Origin of the sequence: Paenibacillus phytohabitans, from assembly GCF_013141775.1 — a bacterium.
GTDB lineage: Bacteria > Bacillota > Bacilli > Paenibacillales > Paenibacillaceae > Paenibacillus_AQ > Paenibacillus_AQ phytohabitans.
The window spans coordinates 244,374-260,914 of sequence record NZ_WHOB01000016.1; the positions used below are offsets into that span (position 1 = coordinate 244,374).

Sequence of the window (16,541 nt, forward strand, 5' to 3'; positions counted from 1 at the left end):
AATCTCCTTATCTATAGAAGGTAAATTACAGAATTTTGCGGAACAAGGCAATAACTTCTTCTTTGGTAGGAATGAACGGGTTACCCGGTGCGCAGGCATCCTTCATCGCATTCTCAGCCAGCAGATCCAAATCCACTTCATCTACACCAAGTTCAGACAGTTTGGCTGGAATGCCAACTTCCTTGGACAGGGCTTTGATCGAATCGATGACGAAATCCGCGCATTCCTTGTCGCTTTTACCTTGTACCTGCAGTCCGATCGCTTTGGCAATCGCTCTGAATTTCTCAGGCACATATTTGGCATTCTCTTCTTCCACATATGGCAGCAGCATCGCATTACAGACGCCATGCGGCAGATCATACACGCCGCCGAGCTGATGTGCCATGGCATGCACATAACCAAGTCCGGCATTGTTGAAGGCCAGGCCTCCGAGGAAGATCGCATACACCATCTGCTCACGCGCTTCGATATCATGTCCGTTTGTTACTGTCCGGGCCAGGTTGCCAAAGATCAGTTCAACAGCCGCCAGTGCAGTAGCGTCGGTTACAGGGTAAGCGCCTGGTGTAACCAGTGCTTCAATTGCATGCGTCAGTGCATCCATACCTGTAGCGGCTGTAAGCGCAGCAGGCTTGTCGACCATCAGTTCAGGATCATTCACCGAAATGGTGGCGATACTGTTCTTGTCGACCATTACCATCTTGATCTTGCGTTCTTCATCTGTAATTACATAGTTAATTGTAACTTCACTTGACGTTCCTGCAGTAGTGTTCACGGCTACAATCGGCAGGGATTTGTTCTTGGACTTGTGCACACCTTCATAATCAGCAATGTATCCGCCGTTGGTTGCTACAATCCCGATTGCCTTCGCTGTATCCTGCGGCGATCCGCCGCCGATAGAGATCAGATAGTCGCATTCATGATCATTCAGGAAATCAACGCCGTCATGGACATTTTTGCAGGTCGGGTTCGGTTTCACTTCATCATATACCACATAGTTAATTCCCGCTTCATCCAGCACAGCCAGCAGCTTGCCGGCGATTCCGCTCTTCGTCAGGAACTTATCCGTAACCACGAGTGCTTTCTTCAGATTCAGTTCTTGAATATAGGGAGCAATTTCCTTCAGACAGCCCTTACCCATAATGTTGATAGACGGAACATAATAGACATGAGTACTCATTGCTTGACCAGCCTCCCAGGCAAATTAGTATAGAACGATTACAGAAAGCTAAGTATCTCCACTGATAGTAGGATGTACATTCTGGCTGTGACGCCTCAGGCTGGTCACTGAGGTTAAGCAGCAGACCGGCTCCGGCGCTTCCGTTGGGAACCGGCATACGCTTTCAAAGAGATTATTAGCATCCTCATCGTATCGCCGTTAATCTTTGATGTCAACAAATAAAATATTAATTATGTTGTTTTTATTTGTTTAATGTCTGTTTTGCAAAGATTATTATAGAATAAATGTTGTTTCTCTTAAATTCATTGTACAACACAGAAATAACGGTCTATATTTAAATATAAGAAGCTACCGGAAAGGTGATACCTATGCTTGCTGCCGAAAGACGCAAAAAAATAATAGATCTTGTCCATCAGGATAAACGTGTGCTTGTGTCCGATTTGAGCCGGATGTTCGAGGTTACAGAGGAAACGATACGCAGAGATCTGGAGAAGCTGGAGAAGGACGGAATTGTCAGCCGCACCTACGGCGGAGCCATGCTGAACAGACATACCAATGAAGATCTGCCGTTCCTGACCCGGGGGGCGCTCAATACGGATATCAAACGCAATATCGCGATCAAAGCACTCAATCTGATTAACGACGGGGATACACTTATGGTGGACCCCAGTTCCACCTCGTTTGAATTCCTTAAGCTGCTGGGCAATAAAAGCAATCTGACAATCATCACGAATTCGATCAACATTCTGCATGAATTCGCGAATTCCAGCCTGAACATTATTTCCACCGGGGGTTCGCTGCGCCACCGCTCCCTGTCGCTGGTCGGCCCTGTAGCTCACGACACCACCCAGCGCTATAATGTGGACATCGCAGTCATCAGCTGTAAAGGCATTGATATGGAGCATGGAGTAACCGATTCCAATGAACCGGAATGCGAGCTGAAGAAATACATGCTGCGCCAGGCGGAGAAGGTAGTGCTGCTGGCCGATCATACCAAGTTTGACAAAACCGCCTTCGCCAAGCTGGTCGAGCTGAGCCGGATCGATGTGCTGATTACCGACCGCAAACCTTCGGATACATGGCTTAAGCTGCTGTCAGGGAAGAATGTGGAAGTGTTATATTAAGTAGACCTGGCGCAGGAATCAACAGGCCAGTCCCCTATATAAGTGTATAAAAGCAAAAGGCAAACCCTCTCTTCCCGGATTCGGGATCAGAAGCTTTGCCTTTTTGCATACTCTCCGTTACATTGCAGTCTATTCCTGACTCTATTGGAATTCACTTCCCCTATATGATAAACTTGCAGAAATTATCTGCTATTCATAAAGGAGCGGAAAAATGCTATGGGGAAAAAGAAGCAAACCTTACCCGCCGATTTTGGCGAGCGGGTCAAAACGAATGATATCGCAGCGCTCAAGGCCATCTTTGAGGAGTGCGAATGGGATGCCCGCGGGGGCTACAGCAAAGGAACCGCGCTCAGCTTCCGGCAGATCCCGGATGAGCTGGTCCGCTGGCTTGTAGCGCAGGGTGCAGACATCAACGCCCGGGACAAATATGAGCACACCCCGCTGCACTCCCAGGCTGCAACCTGGTCCGGAAATATCCCGTTACTGCTGGAATTAGGCGCAGACCCGGATGCCCTGGATTATCAGAATGAGACACCGCTGCACGCAGCGGCAGGTTATTACCGTACCCGGGCCATACAGGATCTGGTCGTCCATGGTGCAAACATTCATGCGGAGAATAAACGGAAACAAACACCGCTTGCTAAGGGATTATCCCAATGCCGGAATATCGATATAGCTAACATGGTGGAAATCTCGAAAATCCTGCTGGATGCCGGAGCCGCAATCACGCCGGAGATGAAAGATTCCGTGCGGCGGATCGGCAAGGATCTGGAATTCGTCAGAGCCAGCCACAGTAACGATGAGCTGGATCAAAAAGCATCCGCACTGCTGGAGCTGTACCGGCTATTCGATGTCGAGCCTGTAGCGAAACAGGTGAAGCATGATGGAACCTCCCCTATCAAGGCTGCCACAGCGGCATGGTCCGCCCAGCATCAGGAGCTCTGGGATTACCTTGTCCCTGCTTCAGGGCACGCGCAAACTGTACAGGGAGAGGTTATCCGCATCACCGGACGGGTCTCTCATGAAATCCTGGATAACGGCGGAGGCAACTGGGATGACAATTTCCGTAAAATGCTGGATGCCCTTATCCGGCATCTGGGCACAGGTACACCTTTATCTCCCGCCCTCCTCCAGGAGGCAGCTTCATTAACCAATAGGCTGCGTAAGGGTTCCGGCTACGATGAACCGGCAAGATTAAGTGAACTGGCAGTGCAGTGGGTACTGGCCAATCCTCAGCCTGTCTCTATGGAACAACCGGATTATACCCGTTAAGTCTAATATATACGGACGTATTACGATACCGCTCCTTTGGAGAGCATAATATTCAGGATGGCCTGGTCGGTTGCCGCAAGCCCTTCCTGAACCAGTGTCTCCATATTCTTGATTGTATCTTCAACCTTCTCAAAGATTACCCCGTCATTCAGACTGGCTGAAATGTCGTTCATCGCCAGTGTTGCGGATTGGATTGCCGCGTTCGTGGCGGTTGAGATTTTGAGCGCGCAGGTCGGTTTCGCACCATCGCAGATCATTCCGGAAGTAGAAGCAATAGTGTTCTGGATGGAGCGCTTGATCTGCTCCAGCGTGCCGCCCATCAGGTAGACAATACCGCTCCCTGCCCCTACTCCGCCCGCAATTCCCGATCCGCACAGCGGGGACAGACGGCCGATATAATGCTTGACATGAATGGTAATCAGATTGCTGAGCGCCATCGCTCTTGCCAGTGTCTCCTCATCTTTGCCGAGGAGCTCTGCAAGGGCAATTACCGGCATCGTGCAGGCAATGCCCTGATTTCCGCTTCCCGCAGTGGTCATGACAGGCATGGCGCTGCCGTCCATCCGCGCATCGGATGCCGCTGCCGTTGCGGCAATAATCCGGTTCGCCACATCATTACCGAACAGATTGACAGCCGACTGCTGGCTCATCTTCCTGCCCACCTGCAGGCCATACTCCCCGCGCAGCCCCTCGTCCGAAATCGCCTTATTCATCCGCGCTCCTTCCAGCAGAAACCGCAGCTCAGAGAAATCCGCAGTCTGGATGAACTCATATATTTCTTCCAATGAAACCGAATATGCCTCCGGGTCCAGCGTGTCTGACTCCTCGCAATCCGCCTTGTCTATCCCCTGCTCCAGCTTAACGCCGTCTTTGGACAGGAATACTACATTTGTATGCTCTTTAGCTACAATTGCAGTCGCTGTATGATTCAAGCTGCTTACCCTGGCTTCAATATACAATTTCTCAGGGGTATCCTTCAGTTCCACATAGAGCAGCTTCTGCTCGATCATCGCATTAGCCTTCGCCAGCTCACCGGGAGTAAGTCCGGAGAGAATCTCCAGCTTGCGGTGAGAACGGCGGATCACTGCGCCCAAGGCTGCCGCTATCGGCAGACCGGTCTGCCCGGTGCCTGGAATCCCTACCCCCATCGCATTCTTCACAATATTCCCGCTGAGGAACAGCTGAATCGAAGTAATCTCTCCTTCAACCTGTTCAGCCGCCAAAGAGACTGCATAGGCAACCGCAATCGGCTCGGTGCAGCCTTCTGCCGGAACAATTTCTTTTATCAATACTTCCAGTAGGTTAACCATACGCGAATCACCATTCCTCTATCTCTCTCTATATAACTATTCCTATATAGTACCTCAGATTGATAGCCTGGGGGAATCCCCGTTATTAACCATTAACCAGCGTTCCCGGAATTATTGCCGTGTAAGCATGCAAATGTCAAAAAAAACAGCAAGTTCCTTGAAGGAACCTGCTGGTAATTGCAATCATATCAAGGCCAGTACCGTTTCAGGCAAGTATGCCAGTTCTTAACATAATATCCCTCCATTGGTATAGTTAAAAAATAATACGGGCAATGACAAATTGATGATTAGCGTCCTAAGTTTGTGAACAATCCGCACATACAAACAGGGGGTGAGAACATTCCGTTCCGCCCCCCCCTGCTGCATAGCTTCAGTCCACTGCGTGCCTGCTTAGTTACCGTTCTGATTGTACTCCGCCAGCACCCCTTCAGGGGTGAGCACATTGTTGTAAACTTTCAGTTCGTCGATCAGACCCTTGTAAGGTGTATCCCAGTAATTCACACCCAGCGTGAAGATTCCATTGTTATTCGTAAAAGTAGCCGGGAAATCGGTGCCCGAAAACTTCTCTGCGCCATTGATATACAGCTTAACCGTTCCGTTATGGACTGTAAAAACAACATGTGTCCACTGTTTTACAGGGATTACGAATCCGGCAGTTGCTCTATAGGCCGCATTCGCCCATACCAGTGTTTCCTTCTCAGCGAGCTGAGGTACTAGGCTGATCCAGCTGCTGGTCGAGCTTGCTCCAAAAAAGGCTGTCGTATAATTCGTCAGCTCCTCGGGATTCAGCCATACAGAGACTGAATAGCTATTGCTGTTGATCAACCCATCAGGCAGGCGGATGCCGGACAAGCCGTTAAACAGTGCAGCTTGACCCGAAACACCGTCCCCATAGGTGATGCTGCCTACAGTGGTGCTGTCGATTAGTGCACCCGTCACTTTACCTTCTCCGGCGAATTGAAGTGAATCCTTCAGGTTTCCGTCAAAAGAGTACACGGCGACAAGTCCATCCGTTACATTTACCGTATAGCTGCCGGTCACGCCGCTGCCATCTGTGGCGACGCCGGTAATTACCGCTTCGCCTACCGCCTTCGCTGTCACCACTCCCGTAGCCGGATCTACCCCGGCTATTTCAGGAGCGCCTGATGTCCAGGCCAGAACCCGGTTTCCGGCATTGCCAGGAAGTACGGAAGGCTGCGGGGTAAAGGTATTGCCTGTGGCTACACTTGTCTTCACATCGGCAAAAGAAATGGAAGCCACCTTGACATTGGCATCAGGTTCACCGTTAATGAGCCAGCCGATGGCTTCCGGGGTCAGCGCTTTCTCATAGACCCTGAACTGATCCATCAGCCCCTTGTAAGGGACATCCCAATAGTTGACGCCAAGAGCAAACACGCTGTCCGTTCCCTTGAATACATCTGTAAAGGAGCTGCCCGAATATTTCTGCACTCCGTTCACATATAGCTTGACTGCACCGGCATCATACGTGAAAGCGATATGCGACCACTTGCCGGTCGGAATCTGCAAGCCGGCGTCTGCGTCCAGCCAGGTATCACTGCCGAACCACATCCGCGTCGTATTTCCTGCGTTGCCGTATGGCAGCAAGCTTATCCAGTTGTTCGAGGACTTAGCTCCAAAAAATGCCGGCGTATACGCCGTCAACTGCTCCGGATTCAGCCACAGGCTTACTGTATACGCATTGCTGCTGATCAATCCATCCGGCAGGCGGATACCAGAACTGCCATCCAGCTTCACTGCCTTGCCATCTTCCCCGTCTGTATAGCTGACACTTCCGCCATTGGTATTAATCAGCCCGCCTGTAACCGTACCAGCATCCAGGCGATCACCACTTTCAGCCAGATTGCCTTCAAAATCATACGCTGCAACGAGTCCGTCTTCCAGTGGATCACTGCTGCGCTGCACCACTACCACTGTAAAGGTCTTCGTTTGTGTCACATTGCCAAGCTTAATAGTAGCAGTCAGCTCAACCGCCGCATTTCCGCTGCCGGCTTCCGGTCTGTTCACTTGGCCGTCTGTTGCAACAATAGCTTCGCTCGAGGAAGCCCAAGTAATTACCGCGCCGTGTATGCCGGAAGTTGGAAGTACCAGACTTTTGTAGACCTTGCTGGTATCACCGAGAGTAAGACCATTTGCGACATTGACGGCCAGCTCTTCATCGCTGAGCAGTTCAATGGCGCTGCCCCAGACCGCTGTGCCTTGGTCAGACATTGCCGTAAAGACCATTACATTCGCATTCCGGGTTGAATCCCATTGCTTCACAAATACGCCTTTGTAAAGTCTCTGCACCGTGTTGCCATTGTCGTTCTCATTAATCAGGAGATGGACGTAGTAATCGCCGGTAAGTTCCCAAGTACCGCTTACCGCACCGGCAAGCGTGCCGTCTTCCATCAGTTCAATTTCAACTGTAGGCTTAATTGCGGCCGAGGTATCCTTGCCGTGATTGACGAATTGATAAGCGCCTGTCACATCGGCCTGCTGCACTTTGCCGAGAGTCTCACAGGAATAACGGTGCGGTGCAACAACCGGCCAGGCATCTTCATTCATGAACATTTGATGCACCCGCACCTCATGGGTTTCGCCGCGCAGCGGGAATCTCGTATGGAAGAAATTAAAGAGCTTGTTGTCTTCTTGGTCGTAATAGACCGAGTTGTGTCCTGAGGATACATAACCGTAGGTTGGGAAATCTGCTGCCCCGTTCAGATTGCTGAACAGAAAGTTCCCCAGCAGCTTATTGCCAATATCCGAATTTTCTTCATCATCCGTCAGCACCGCATCATGTCCTGCGGCATCCTTGAAAGGACCGTCCGGATTCACGGAACGGAACTGCCGCATATTGTAGCCCCCGTCAGCAGCCAGGCCGCCGTAGGTTACATACAGATAGTAATAGCCGGTATTCCGGTCATAGACCACATACGGGCCTTCGCCGGATTTATAATTTCCGCCGGAAATTTTTGTTCCGAAATAACGGTCAATCAGTCTTCCGTCTGCTGTAGTTCCGTCTACTCCCGGATACTCCGGCTTGCCGGTGGCCGGATCAACCTCCAGCACGAAAATACCACCCGACCATGATCCGTAAGTCATCCACAGCTTTCCATCCTTGTCATAGAACAAGGTGGGGTCAATAGCATTAGTATACACATTGTTGTTATACGTACCGTTTGCATTGAACCAGGACGGATTTATGTCTTCCAGCGTCCCGTTGTCAATCAGCGCTTGAATGTTGGTGTTGGTCCACTTCTTGTTGATATTGCTGTTCGCATCATACTGCGCATCCTTGGTGAACCCTGAATAAACAACAGTTCCCCCATAAATATACGGACCTTCAATGTTCTGCGAGACCGCAAATCCGATTGCCGAACGGATATAGGTGGAGGAAGTGCAATAATAGATCATATAAGTGCCTTTAGTGCCATCCGCATTCACATAATCTGCATTCCAGAACACATCCGGTGCCCAGACGGAGAATCCGCCTTTGCTGTCAACGTCGTTCTCCCCGGCCCAAGCGAAGGATTCCGCCAGATTTGCGGACAGATCCCCGTAAAGCGCGTTATCCGGCGTTGTGTAGCCGTTAGCAAAGCTGCTCCAGTTCATCAGATCCTGAGATTTGGCTGCAGCAATATGCGAACCGAAGACATAATAGGTGTCGCCGTCCTTCACAACTGAAGGGTCATGCACGGATACGTTGCTGAATACCGGTGCCGTCTCTTCCGGTGCTGCCGGCGGTGTAGCGGACGGCGTAGCTGCCGGAGACGGCGCTACAGTCGGGCTTGGCGTGGCCGCCGGAGTTGTGGAGGTTCCGCCGCCGCTGTTCACAGCTGACGCAGCAGTAGCCGCTGCAGTGGCGGCTGGCAGTTCCAGCTTGATCAGGCTGCTGAATTTCGGATCATACGTTACTTTGCCGCTGCCTTGAATGGTAATCTGCCTGCCTTCATTGACAATCAGATTCTTGATCTCAGTTCCGGCATCCACGCGCAGACCCGCTTTGCGGTTCAGCGTCAGTTCAGCAATGCTGCCTTTGGTCAGAGCGAGAGCCGGTTCGCCGAGCGCATTGACCAGAACCGTGTCGAAGCTGCCGCTAAGCTGAACAAGCGAATTGGGCGGCAGGGTCCGCTCAACGGTGATTTTACTGAACCCGGTACCGCTCAAAGCCGCATCTTCCTCCAGCTTGACACCAGAATGAACAGTTACGTCAGGCACAGAACTGCTGCCTTTGAGCACAATACGCAGCTTGCCGTTCTTCTTGTCCGCCACAAGCGCCGTTGCCGAAGAATTGTTCAGCACCACGCTGTTCTCTCCGCCGCCGGAGACGAAGATCTTACCCCCAACCTTCACGTTGTCGAGCGTGATGTCTCCTTCCGCGATGCCTTCGGTGAGATAGAGGTTGCCCGCAATCGAAGTATCCTTAAGCTCCGCCCCGCCTGCGCCAATAACTATATTCCTGGCATTCTGTCCGGAGTAGGTCTTGCCTTCCAGGAGGAATTGTCCCGACAGATTGCCTATCATCCGCAGTGCTTCTGCCCGTGTCACGAAGCGCGTCCCCTTAAAGCTTCCATCCTCGTAACCGCTGAGGAATCCGTCATCCAGCAGCGTGAGCACCGCTTCCCTGCTCCACTGCGGCAGCTGCTCCGCATCTGTGGGTCCCGCTGCAGCCGCAGAAGCGTCAAGCTGGAACATGCGGTAGAGCATAACCGCAGCTTCCTGACGGCTTACAGCCTTGTCCGGCCCAAAAGTTCCATCGCTGTATCCCGATACATATCCGGATAATAACGCTTTCATAATATCCCGGTAATACAAGCTGCCCGGCGCAACATCGCTAAATCCGGTTCCGTCCACAGATTGCAGATTAAAGACTCTGTTGATTAGAGAGACCCACTCAGCCCTGGTGATACTCTGATCCGGCTTATAGATACCGTTTCCATATCCCGCCAGCAGTCCCTTGTCTACCCATGTTTGAAAATCATCCTGCGCCCAGTGCCCGCTATAATCAGCCGCCGCAGCTTGTGCAGGCTGCCTAACCTCACTGTACTCGTTCGCAGTTCCAGAAGCCGCCATCATCGGCGAAGGTACGAGCAGCAGCAGCGCAAGAAATGAAGAAGTTAGCCTGCCAGTTTTTTTGTTCAAAATGTTTGATCCTCCGATTCTACAGTTTAGTTTTTGCCGACCTTGCGATAATTCCTGCAAAAGATAAGCGGTACTCCGGTACCCGGCAGTCCTCCCTTCAAACCCAATAAATAAAACGCTTTCACAAAAAGATTAAAAAAAATCTGCTGCATTCCAGACTTTATTTCATATTTTTATGAAATAAATTATCGAAATACTGCTTATACGATTTTATTTTAATGGGTAAATCAACTGTTAGTCAATTAGAATTTTTAATAAACCTAAATCTATTTATATTTATACTAATTAATTAAATAACACCATAAAAAAGCATGAAATGAATCACAAGGATCCAAATTCATGCTCTTTCATACGTCAGACTACTCATAAAATAGATACTTGAATGTACAAAGAAATCGCTTCTTTTGAAATGGTTGGGTGGTACCTCCATTTTACCAAAAAGGCGATTTCTTTTTTTGTGTTTGTTGAAAAAAGTGTTTTCGTATCCCGCTTAAACAGCGATTGGAACAACGGTCCGTTCGCGGAGCGTGGCTCCGAAGGAACCTGCTGCTTACATTCACTATTTTCACATAAAAACCGAATAGCCGCTCCGTCTCGGCTCCTTACTTCGCTTCCACAGCATGGCCGCCGAATTCATTACGCAGCGCAGCAACTACTTTGCCGGTGAAGGTGTCGGTCTCCAGCGACCGGTAGCGCATCAGCAGCGCCATAGCGATAACCGGCGTAGCTGCCTGCAGATCAAACGCGGTCTCCAGCGTCCATCTGCCTTCCCCGGAGGAATGCATGATTCCCTTGATCTCATCCAGCTTGGCATCCTTGGAGAAGGCGCGTTCGATCAGCTCCATCAGCCAGGAGCGGACGACCGAGCCGTTGTTCCAGACGCGGGCCACCTGCTCGAAGTCGAAGTCATAGCCGCTTTTCTCCAGCACCTCAAAGCCCTCGCCGATGGCAGCCATCATGCCGTACTCAATCCCGTTGTGGACCATCTTCAGGAAGTGTCCGCTTCCGGATTTGCCGGCATACAGGTACCCGTTCTCGACCGCAGTATCACGGAAAACCGGCTCGACGGCCGCCCACGCTTCCTCATCTCCGCCGATCATATAACAAGCGCCATTGCGTGCGCCTTCCATTCCTCCTGAGGTTCCGGCATCCATGAAATAAATCCCGTGGGCACTAAGCTCATCGTGACGGCGGATTGACTCCTTATAATGAGAATTCCCGGCTTCGATAATGATATCCCCCTCCGACAACAGCGGCGTCAGTTCTGAGATCACCGAGTCCACAAAGGTGTGCGGGACCATGATCCAGAGGATACGCGGGGATTCCAGCTTGCCTGTAAGCTCCGCCAGACTTCCCGCACCGGCAGCGCCTTTGGCTTCCAGCTCCTGTACCGCAGCGGCGTTCACATCATAAGCCACGACTTCATGTTCGTGCTCCAATAGATTCTGGCCGAGATTGAAGCCCATTTTGCCTAGTCCAATTAAACCGACTTTCATTGCAAATCCCTCCGAATGTTATAGATTAGATGATTATGCCGCTGCTCACGCACCAGGCCGGACGGCTTCCGGATTCAGCTCCTGTGTCTGGCGGACCACGGAATGCTCCACGGCCTCCGGTTCATCAAGCCACCAGTGATGCTCTCCAAGCAATTCATCGGCAGCCCGGGGTCCAAAGGTACCGGCTGGATACAGATGAAGCGGAAGCGTCCCTTCTGCTGTTGCTTCGATTATAGGCTGAACCCACTGCCAGGACAACTCAACTTCATCCCAATGGGCAAAGAAGGTGGCATCTCCGAGTAAAGCATCATAAATCAGGTTCTCATAGGCTTCCGGCAGGTCGGGATTGCCCGACTCATGCTTAATGCTGACCGGCTCGAGCTGTCCGTGCTGGCGCGGATTTTTGGTATTGAGCGTAAGGGAGATCCCTTCGTTCGGGCCGATATCAATCACCAGCAGGTTAGGGTCCAGGGCAAGCTTGCTTCTGTTCTTATTATGCAAATCATTAAACGGCTCTTTGAATTCTATAACAATCCGCGTCGATTTCTCCTTCATGCGTTTGCCGGTACGGATATAGAAAGGCACATCCTTCCAAAGCGGGTCATCAATCCACAGCTTGGCAGCGATATAAGTCTCATTCTGTGAAGAGGCTTCTATGCCGGGTTCAGCCGTATAAGCGGGAACCTGCTGCCCGCGCAGCTCACCTGCTGCATACTGGCCGCGCACCACATGCTGCGTCACTTCCTCACGGAGCAATGGACGTACTGAACGGATCACATGGCGCTTCTTGCTGCGGACATCTTCCGGGGTACTGCCTTTGGGCAATTGCATGGCCATCATCATAAGCAGCTGCAGCATGTGGTTCTGGAACATATCGCGCAGCGCGCCAGCCTTGTCATAATACCCTGCCCGCTCTTCCACACCGACCGTTTCACTGGCTGTAATCTGTACACTCTCGATATACCGGTTCTGCCACAACGCCCGCAGCACAGGATTGGAGTATTTCAGCACCTCAAGGTTCTGCACCATCGGTTTGCCGAGGAAGTGGTCAATCCGGAAGATCTCTTCCTCCTTAAAAGCAGCGTTCAGGCTGTCATTAAGCACCCGTGCCGACTGCAGATCCCGTCCGAACGGTTTCTCGATAATCAGCCGCTTCCATCCCTTCGTGTCACCAAGTCCGCTGGCGTTAATGTTACGGGCAATCTCACCGAAGAATTCAGGACCGACGGATAGATAGAACATCCGGTTCTGCGGAAGTCCCAGCTCTTCCTCGCGGCGCTGCACATGGCCCAGCAGCTTCACATAATCTTCGGGGCGTCCGACATCAAGCACGCTATATTCAAAAGCCAGCAGGAAATTCTGCAGCTCTGCTGAATCCTCAACCGGACGCCGCGAAAAGGTGCGCAGTGAATCCAGCACCTGATGCTGGAAGGTTTCATTCGACAGCTCTCTTCTGCCGAGGCCAATGACTGAGAGAGGACCAGAAAGCTTGCCATCCTTGAACAGGTTATATAGGGCGGGGTATATTTTGCGTTTGGCCAAATCCCCGGTTGCGCCAAATAGTACGAATGATGATGATTCCACTTTCATTCCTCCCGTAATTATCAAATGTTTATGTGGTTACTTATTATTACTCACAAACTTTATAACACTCATCATACGACTGCAGAATCCATTCGTCAACCTCATTTCGACATTTACGAAAAGTACTTATTTTCACGCACTTTTCACTATGTTATAGTAAGGTGGATATTAATAATAACTTTATAAGGTGGAATCCGCATGACACAGGAGCTTAAGCCCTTGCTCGCCAAAGTCGAGCATGTCCATCATATCATCGGCAAGAAGTGGGTGAATCTGATCATCCATGTGTTAATGGAGGGCACCAAACGGTTCAGTGAGCTGCATAATATAATCCCCGATTTGAGCAAACGCATGCTCAATGAGCGCCTGAAGGAGCTTGAAGAATGCGGCCTGATCAGCCGCGAGGTCATTCCTGACCGTCCGGTACGGACGGAATATTCGCTCACTGCCAAGGGGCAGGAGCTGGGCACGGCGCTCCTGCCCGTCGAGGCATGGGCGATGAAGTGGCTGTAATGCCGCTGATGCCGCTGCCCTGAACACACTAAACAGCAGGCCTCCGGGAAGAAGACCTGCTGTTGTTAGCTTTTATAGTATAAATTAAGCCTCTCAGAATCAGGACACCAGTGTCTTCTCTCCGTCTGCTCCGCTGCCTGCCCGTACATACTTAGTGTTGAAATAGAGCAGTACGATATTGGATCCCAGCAGCGAGGCGGCCGCCAAGTACCAGATGAAGGCATACCCGAGATTCTTGGCCATGATCCCCAGGATCAGTGTAATCAGGAAACCGGCGAGTGATTTGAGCGCTGACAGTCCGGAGGAGAAGGTCGCCCGCTTGGCCCGGGGAATGAAATCCTGTATCCAGACACCTGAAGAAGACATATCCATCCCGAGCCCGAATTCAAACAGCACCAGACCGGCAATAAATACAGCCTTATGGGGAAACAATCCAACCAGCAGCAGTCCGAGTGCAGAGATTACAGTTCCGCAGACGATGATCCGGACGGCAGCAACCTCTTTTTTAGCCAGATAGGAGACCAGGAAGCTCGATACACTAATTACTCCCATGAACAGAATCAGCAGGAGCCCGAGCGCACTGACCGGAAAGTCCAGCTCATTCACCCCATATACCTGCCAGGACAACAAAAAGGCCAGCAAGGCGGTATGTGTCAGGATGCTGCGCAGAAGGATAAACCGCATCTCTGTGCTGCGGGCGAAATCGGCCGAGCTGGCATAGATCTCCCGGAGGATGCTGCTCTGCGTTCTGCTTCCGTAGTTGTCGCTGAAGCTGAGCCAGGTATATACGCCGAGTCCTACCGCCAGCACGCCGGCAATGGCTACCGGAAGAACATAATGAATATTGCTGCTCACCGTACCCAGCAATGCGCCGACGATGGCAAACGCCGAGACAAACCCGCTGATGCGGGGCAGGGCAATTTTTTTATAATCCGGCATTCCCAGCTCTTCCAGCTGATCAATGTACCACGCCTGGGGAGAATCCGAGATCATCGATACGCCCAGAGACATCACTATGGAGGCGAGGATGAATAAGGCGAGACCCTCAGCAGCGGCAAAAAACCAAAGTCCCGCTCCCCACACTATGAACCCGGCCGCCGTCATGCGCTTTCTCCCATAGATGTCGGACAGATTCCCGCTCGGGTAATCAAAGACGGCCATGGACAGTGAAGAAACGGCAAACACGATGCTGATCTGAAAGGCATCCACGCCGCGCAAGCTCATCAAAATGATAAAAACCGAGCCATAGAGCTTATCAGCCACATTATACCCCGACAATATGACGCCCAGAAATACACTGTATTTCCGTTGAAGCTGATTGTTCTCCACTTTGCATCCCGCCTTTCACCCCGCTGATATTCCAGCCCGAGTTAATTATTGGGATTATATTATATTTGTTTCCTTTTCAAAGTGAATTATTGCACAGCTGGGCGGCACTCTCATCCGGCTCCCGGGTCAACGGGTTAGAACCATGAAGCCACGAGATCATTGATCGGCTTGTAAATGACCATGATGAGCAGCAGCGGGCTTGGAACCGGAATCCGCAGCAGTGTGCACACCGTCGCCGCCATTCCGCCAATCCAGAGTACACCGTAAACCATAAGATCACGCCGCTTAGACCTGCCCTTCAGTGAAGGCAAATCTGCTGCAATACAGACTGCGGCTATAATGACAAACATTAGTACCAGCAACATTCAGGCTCACTCCTTGATATCGTCAAGAAAAGAATTGTCTATCGTACCAATCCGGTTGATTGTCACACTGGCATCGTAATGAATGGTCATTGCTTGGAGATAGCCTTCCTTATTCTGCTCCTGCAGCTTGGCCCAAACTCGGGGGTGGGACCGGTAAATGGATTGGCCGAAGCCAAAAATATCAACATTAAACCGTTCTTTCATGTTCTCAACCGATTGCTTCATCCGGGCAACAATGCGCTCCTCCGTCTCCTCCTCCAGATATTTAATCTTGCTCTCCGTATCCAGCTTATCTGATCCCTCCACTTCCTCCACATTGCATACAGCCTCCACATTCAGATAAATATGCGGTTCGCCGCCGATAATTTTCACTTTCCGTCTGGTTGTAGACGACAGCCCCTCAACGATGACCAGGCTTCCGTTATCTTTGATGTGTCCAGTATTTTTAGTTACGCTATCAATGACATAATTGTAACCAACCGTTTCATTTTCATCCATCCAGCCGATCAGCTTATCCTTTTTGAATACGGCTACACTATCATAATGCAGTCTTGCTTTTGGTGAAGTCCGCTCAATATTGCCTTTCTCCCCGCCTGCCTCAGGATCTCCCTGCACCTCTACTCCGGTCAATACCGGATTCACCCCTTCATAGAGCAAATCCTCAATAAACTTATCAAGCGTGACCGCGACTGTCTTGGACGATATTTTGTAGGATTTGTCGAGGGCGTTGAATAATTTATTCGCGGGCAGCCTGTCCAGCGGGGTAAGGACCTTTAGAATATTCTCTGCAGTCGTCTTATGTGCCACCATTACGTAGAAGTCCATCCGCGGCTCGCGGCTTCTTTTGAGCACATCCAGTGTTTCACCAACCCCCTCACGCGCCAGCTCTTCTCCGATAACGAGTACACGGATATGCCCCAGATAAGGCGAACGCGAACTGACCAGATTGAACTTGCGGAGCGATTCATAGATCGTCGGCACTGTAAAATTATAAGTAACAACGGGAACCCCGCCCGCCCCTGAACCCCCGGCCCCCTGTGAAGTAATCGAGGAAGGAATGACGACCTGCATGGATACCTTGTAGCCCGACTCGGCTTTATCCAGCCCCAGAGCCAGCACAAAAGCCAGTTCATTTAACTCCTTCCGTTCCCAGCAGCCGCTGAGCAGCATGGGAAGCAGCAACAGGGGAATACATGCGGTCAAGGCTTTCCTGATTCTTGTATACATCT

At 51.0% G+C, this 16,541-nt stretch carries 11 protein-coding genes and 2 pseudogenes; 3 read left to right on the forward strand and 10 right to left on the reverse strand.

Annotated features, from left to right (window positions below; genetic code table 11):
- Positions 1–25: 25 nt before the first annotated feature.
- Positions 26–1,177 carry an iron-containing alcohol dehydrogenase gene (locus tag GC101_RS02800; protein WP_171716011.1) on the reverse strand — a complete coding sequence of 384 codons (1,152 nt, stop codon included), beginning with the start codon at positions 1,175–1,177 and terminating at the stop codon, positions 26–28.
- Between the two features lie 368 nt (positions 1,178–1,545).
- Between GC101_RS02800 and GC101_RS02805 the strand changes: the two genes are divergently transcribed.
- On the forward strand, positions 1,546–2,301 hold the full coding sequence (locus GC101_RS02805; RefSeq protein ID WP_042137981.1) for a DeoR/GlpR family DNA-binding transcription regulator: 756 nt from the start codon (positions 1,546–1,548) through the stop codon (positions 2,299–2,301).
- Between the two features lie 216 nt (positions 2,302–2,517).
- Complete coding sequence (locus GC101_RS02810; RefSeq protein ID WP_171716012.1) at positions 2,518–3,573, forward strand: ankyrin repeat domain-containing protein; 1,056 nt, start codon at positions 2,518–2,520, stop codon at positions 3,571–3,573.
- A 20-nt stretch (positions 3,574–3,593) separates the two neighbouring features.
- Here GC101_RS02810 and GC101_RS02815 read toward each other — a convergent pair whose 3' ends face one another.
- From GC101_RS02815 to zwf, 6 genes and pseudogenes are all read right to left on the reverse strand, one after another.
- A complete protein-coding gene (locus GC101_RS02815; RefSeq protein WP_171716013.1) occupies positions 3,594–4,883 on the reverse strand; it encodes an L-cysteine desulfidase family protein in 1,290 nt (429 codons plus the stop codon).
- 390 nt (positions 4,884–5,273) lie between these two features.
- The gene (locus GC101_RS36865) at positions 5,274–6,143 is read right to left on the reverse strand and encodes a LamG-like jellyroll fold domain-containing protein (RefSeq protein WP_425497132.1); all 870 of its coding nucleotides are present in this window, start codon (positions 6,141–6,143) and stop codon (positions 5,274–5,276) included.
- Between the two features lie 48 nt (positions 6,144–6,191).
- Positions 6,192–8,756 (reverse strand): annotated as a pseudogene (locus tag GC101_RS36870) (LamG-like jellyroll fold domain-containing protein); the annotation flags it as partial.
- A 669-nt stretch (positions 8,757–9,425) separates the two neighbouring features.
- Positions 9,426–9,959 (reverse strand): annotated as a pseudogene (locus tag GC101_RS36875) (S-layer homology domain-containing protein); the annotation flags it as partial.
- 668 nt (positions 9,960–10,627) lie between these two features.
- Positions 10,628–11,521: a phosphogluconate dehydrogenase (NAD(+)-dependent, decarboxylating) gene (gene gnd, locus GC101_RS02825; RefSeq protein WP_042137986.1), complete on the reverse strand. Its 894-nt coding sequence runs from the start codon at positions 11,519–11,521 to the stop codon at positions 10,628–10,630.
- A 45-nt stretch (positions 11,522–11,566) separates the two neighbouring features.
- Positions 11,567–13,105 (reverse strand): glucose-6-phosphate dehydrogenase, encoded by a 1,539-nt coding sequence (gene zwf / locus GC101_RS02830; RefSeq protein ID WP_171716015.1) that lies wholly within the window; start codon positions 13,103–13,105, stop codon positions 11,567–11,569.
- A 198-nt stretch (positions 13,106–13,303) separates the two neighbouring features.
- Here zwf and GC101_RS02835 point away from each other — a divergent pair, with 198 nt between their 5' ends.
- On the forward strand, positions 13,304–13,618 hold the full coding sequence (locus GC101_RS02835) for a winged helix-turn-helix transcriptional regulator (RefSeq protein ID WP_171716016.1): 315 nt from the start codon (positions 13,304–13,306) through the stop codon (positions 13,616–13,618).
- Between the two features lie 99 nt (positions 13,619–13,717).
- Here the strand turns inward: GC101_RS02835 and GC101_RS02840 are convergent, their stop codons facing one another.
- The 3 genes from GC101_RS02840 to GC101_RS02850 form a co-directional block, all read right to left on the reverse strand.
- Positions 13,718–14,947, reverse strand: a complete 1,230-nt coding sequence (locus GC101_RS02840; RefSeq protein ID WP_171716017.1) for an MFS transporter — start codon at positions 14,945–14,947, stop codon at positions 13,718–13,720.
- A gap of 134 nt (positions 14,948–15,081) precedes the next feature.
- Positions 15,082–15,312, reverse strand: coding sequence for a hypothetical protein (locus GC101_RS02845; protein ID WP_246354135.1), 231 nt, complete (start codon positions 15,310–15,312; stop codon positions 15,082–15,084).
- A 6-nt stretch (positions 15,313–15,318) separates the two neighbouring features.
- Positions 15,319–16,539, reverse strand: coding sequence for a Ger(x)C family spore germination protein (locus tag GC101_RS02850; RefSeq protein ID WP_171716018.1), 1,221 nt, complete (start codon positions 16,537–16,539; stop codon positions 15,319–15,321).
- Positions 16,540–16,541: the final 2 nt, after the last annotated feature.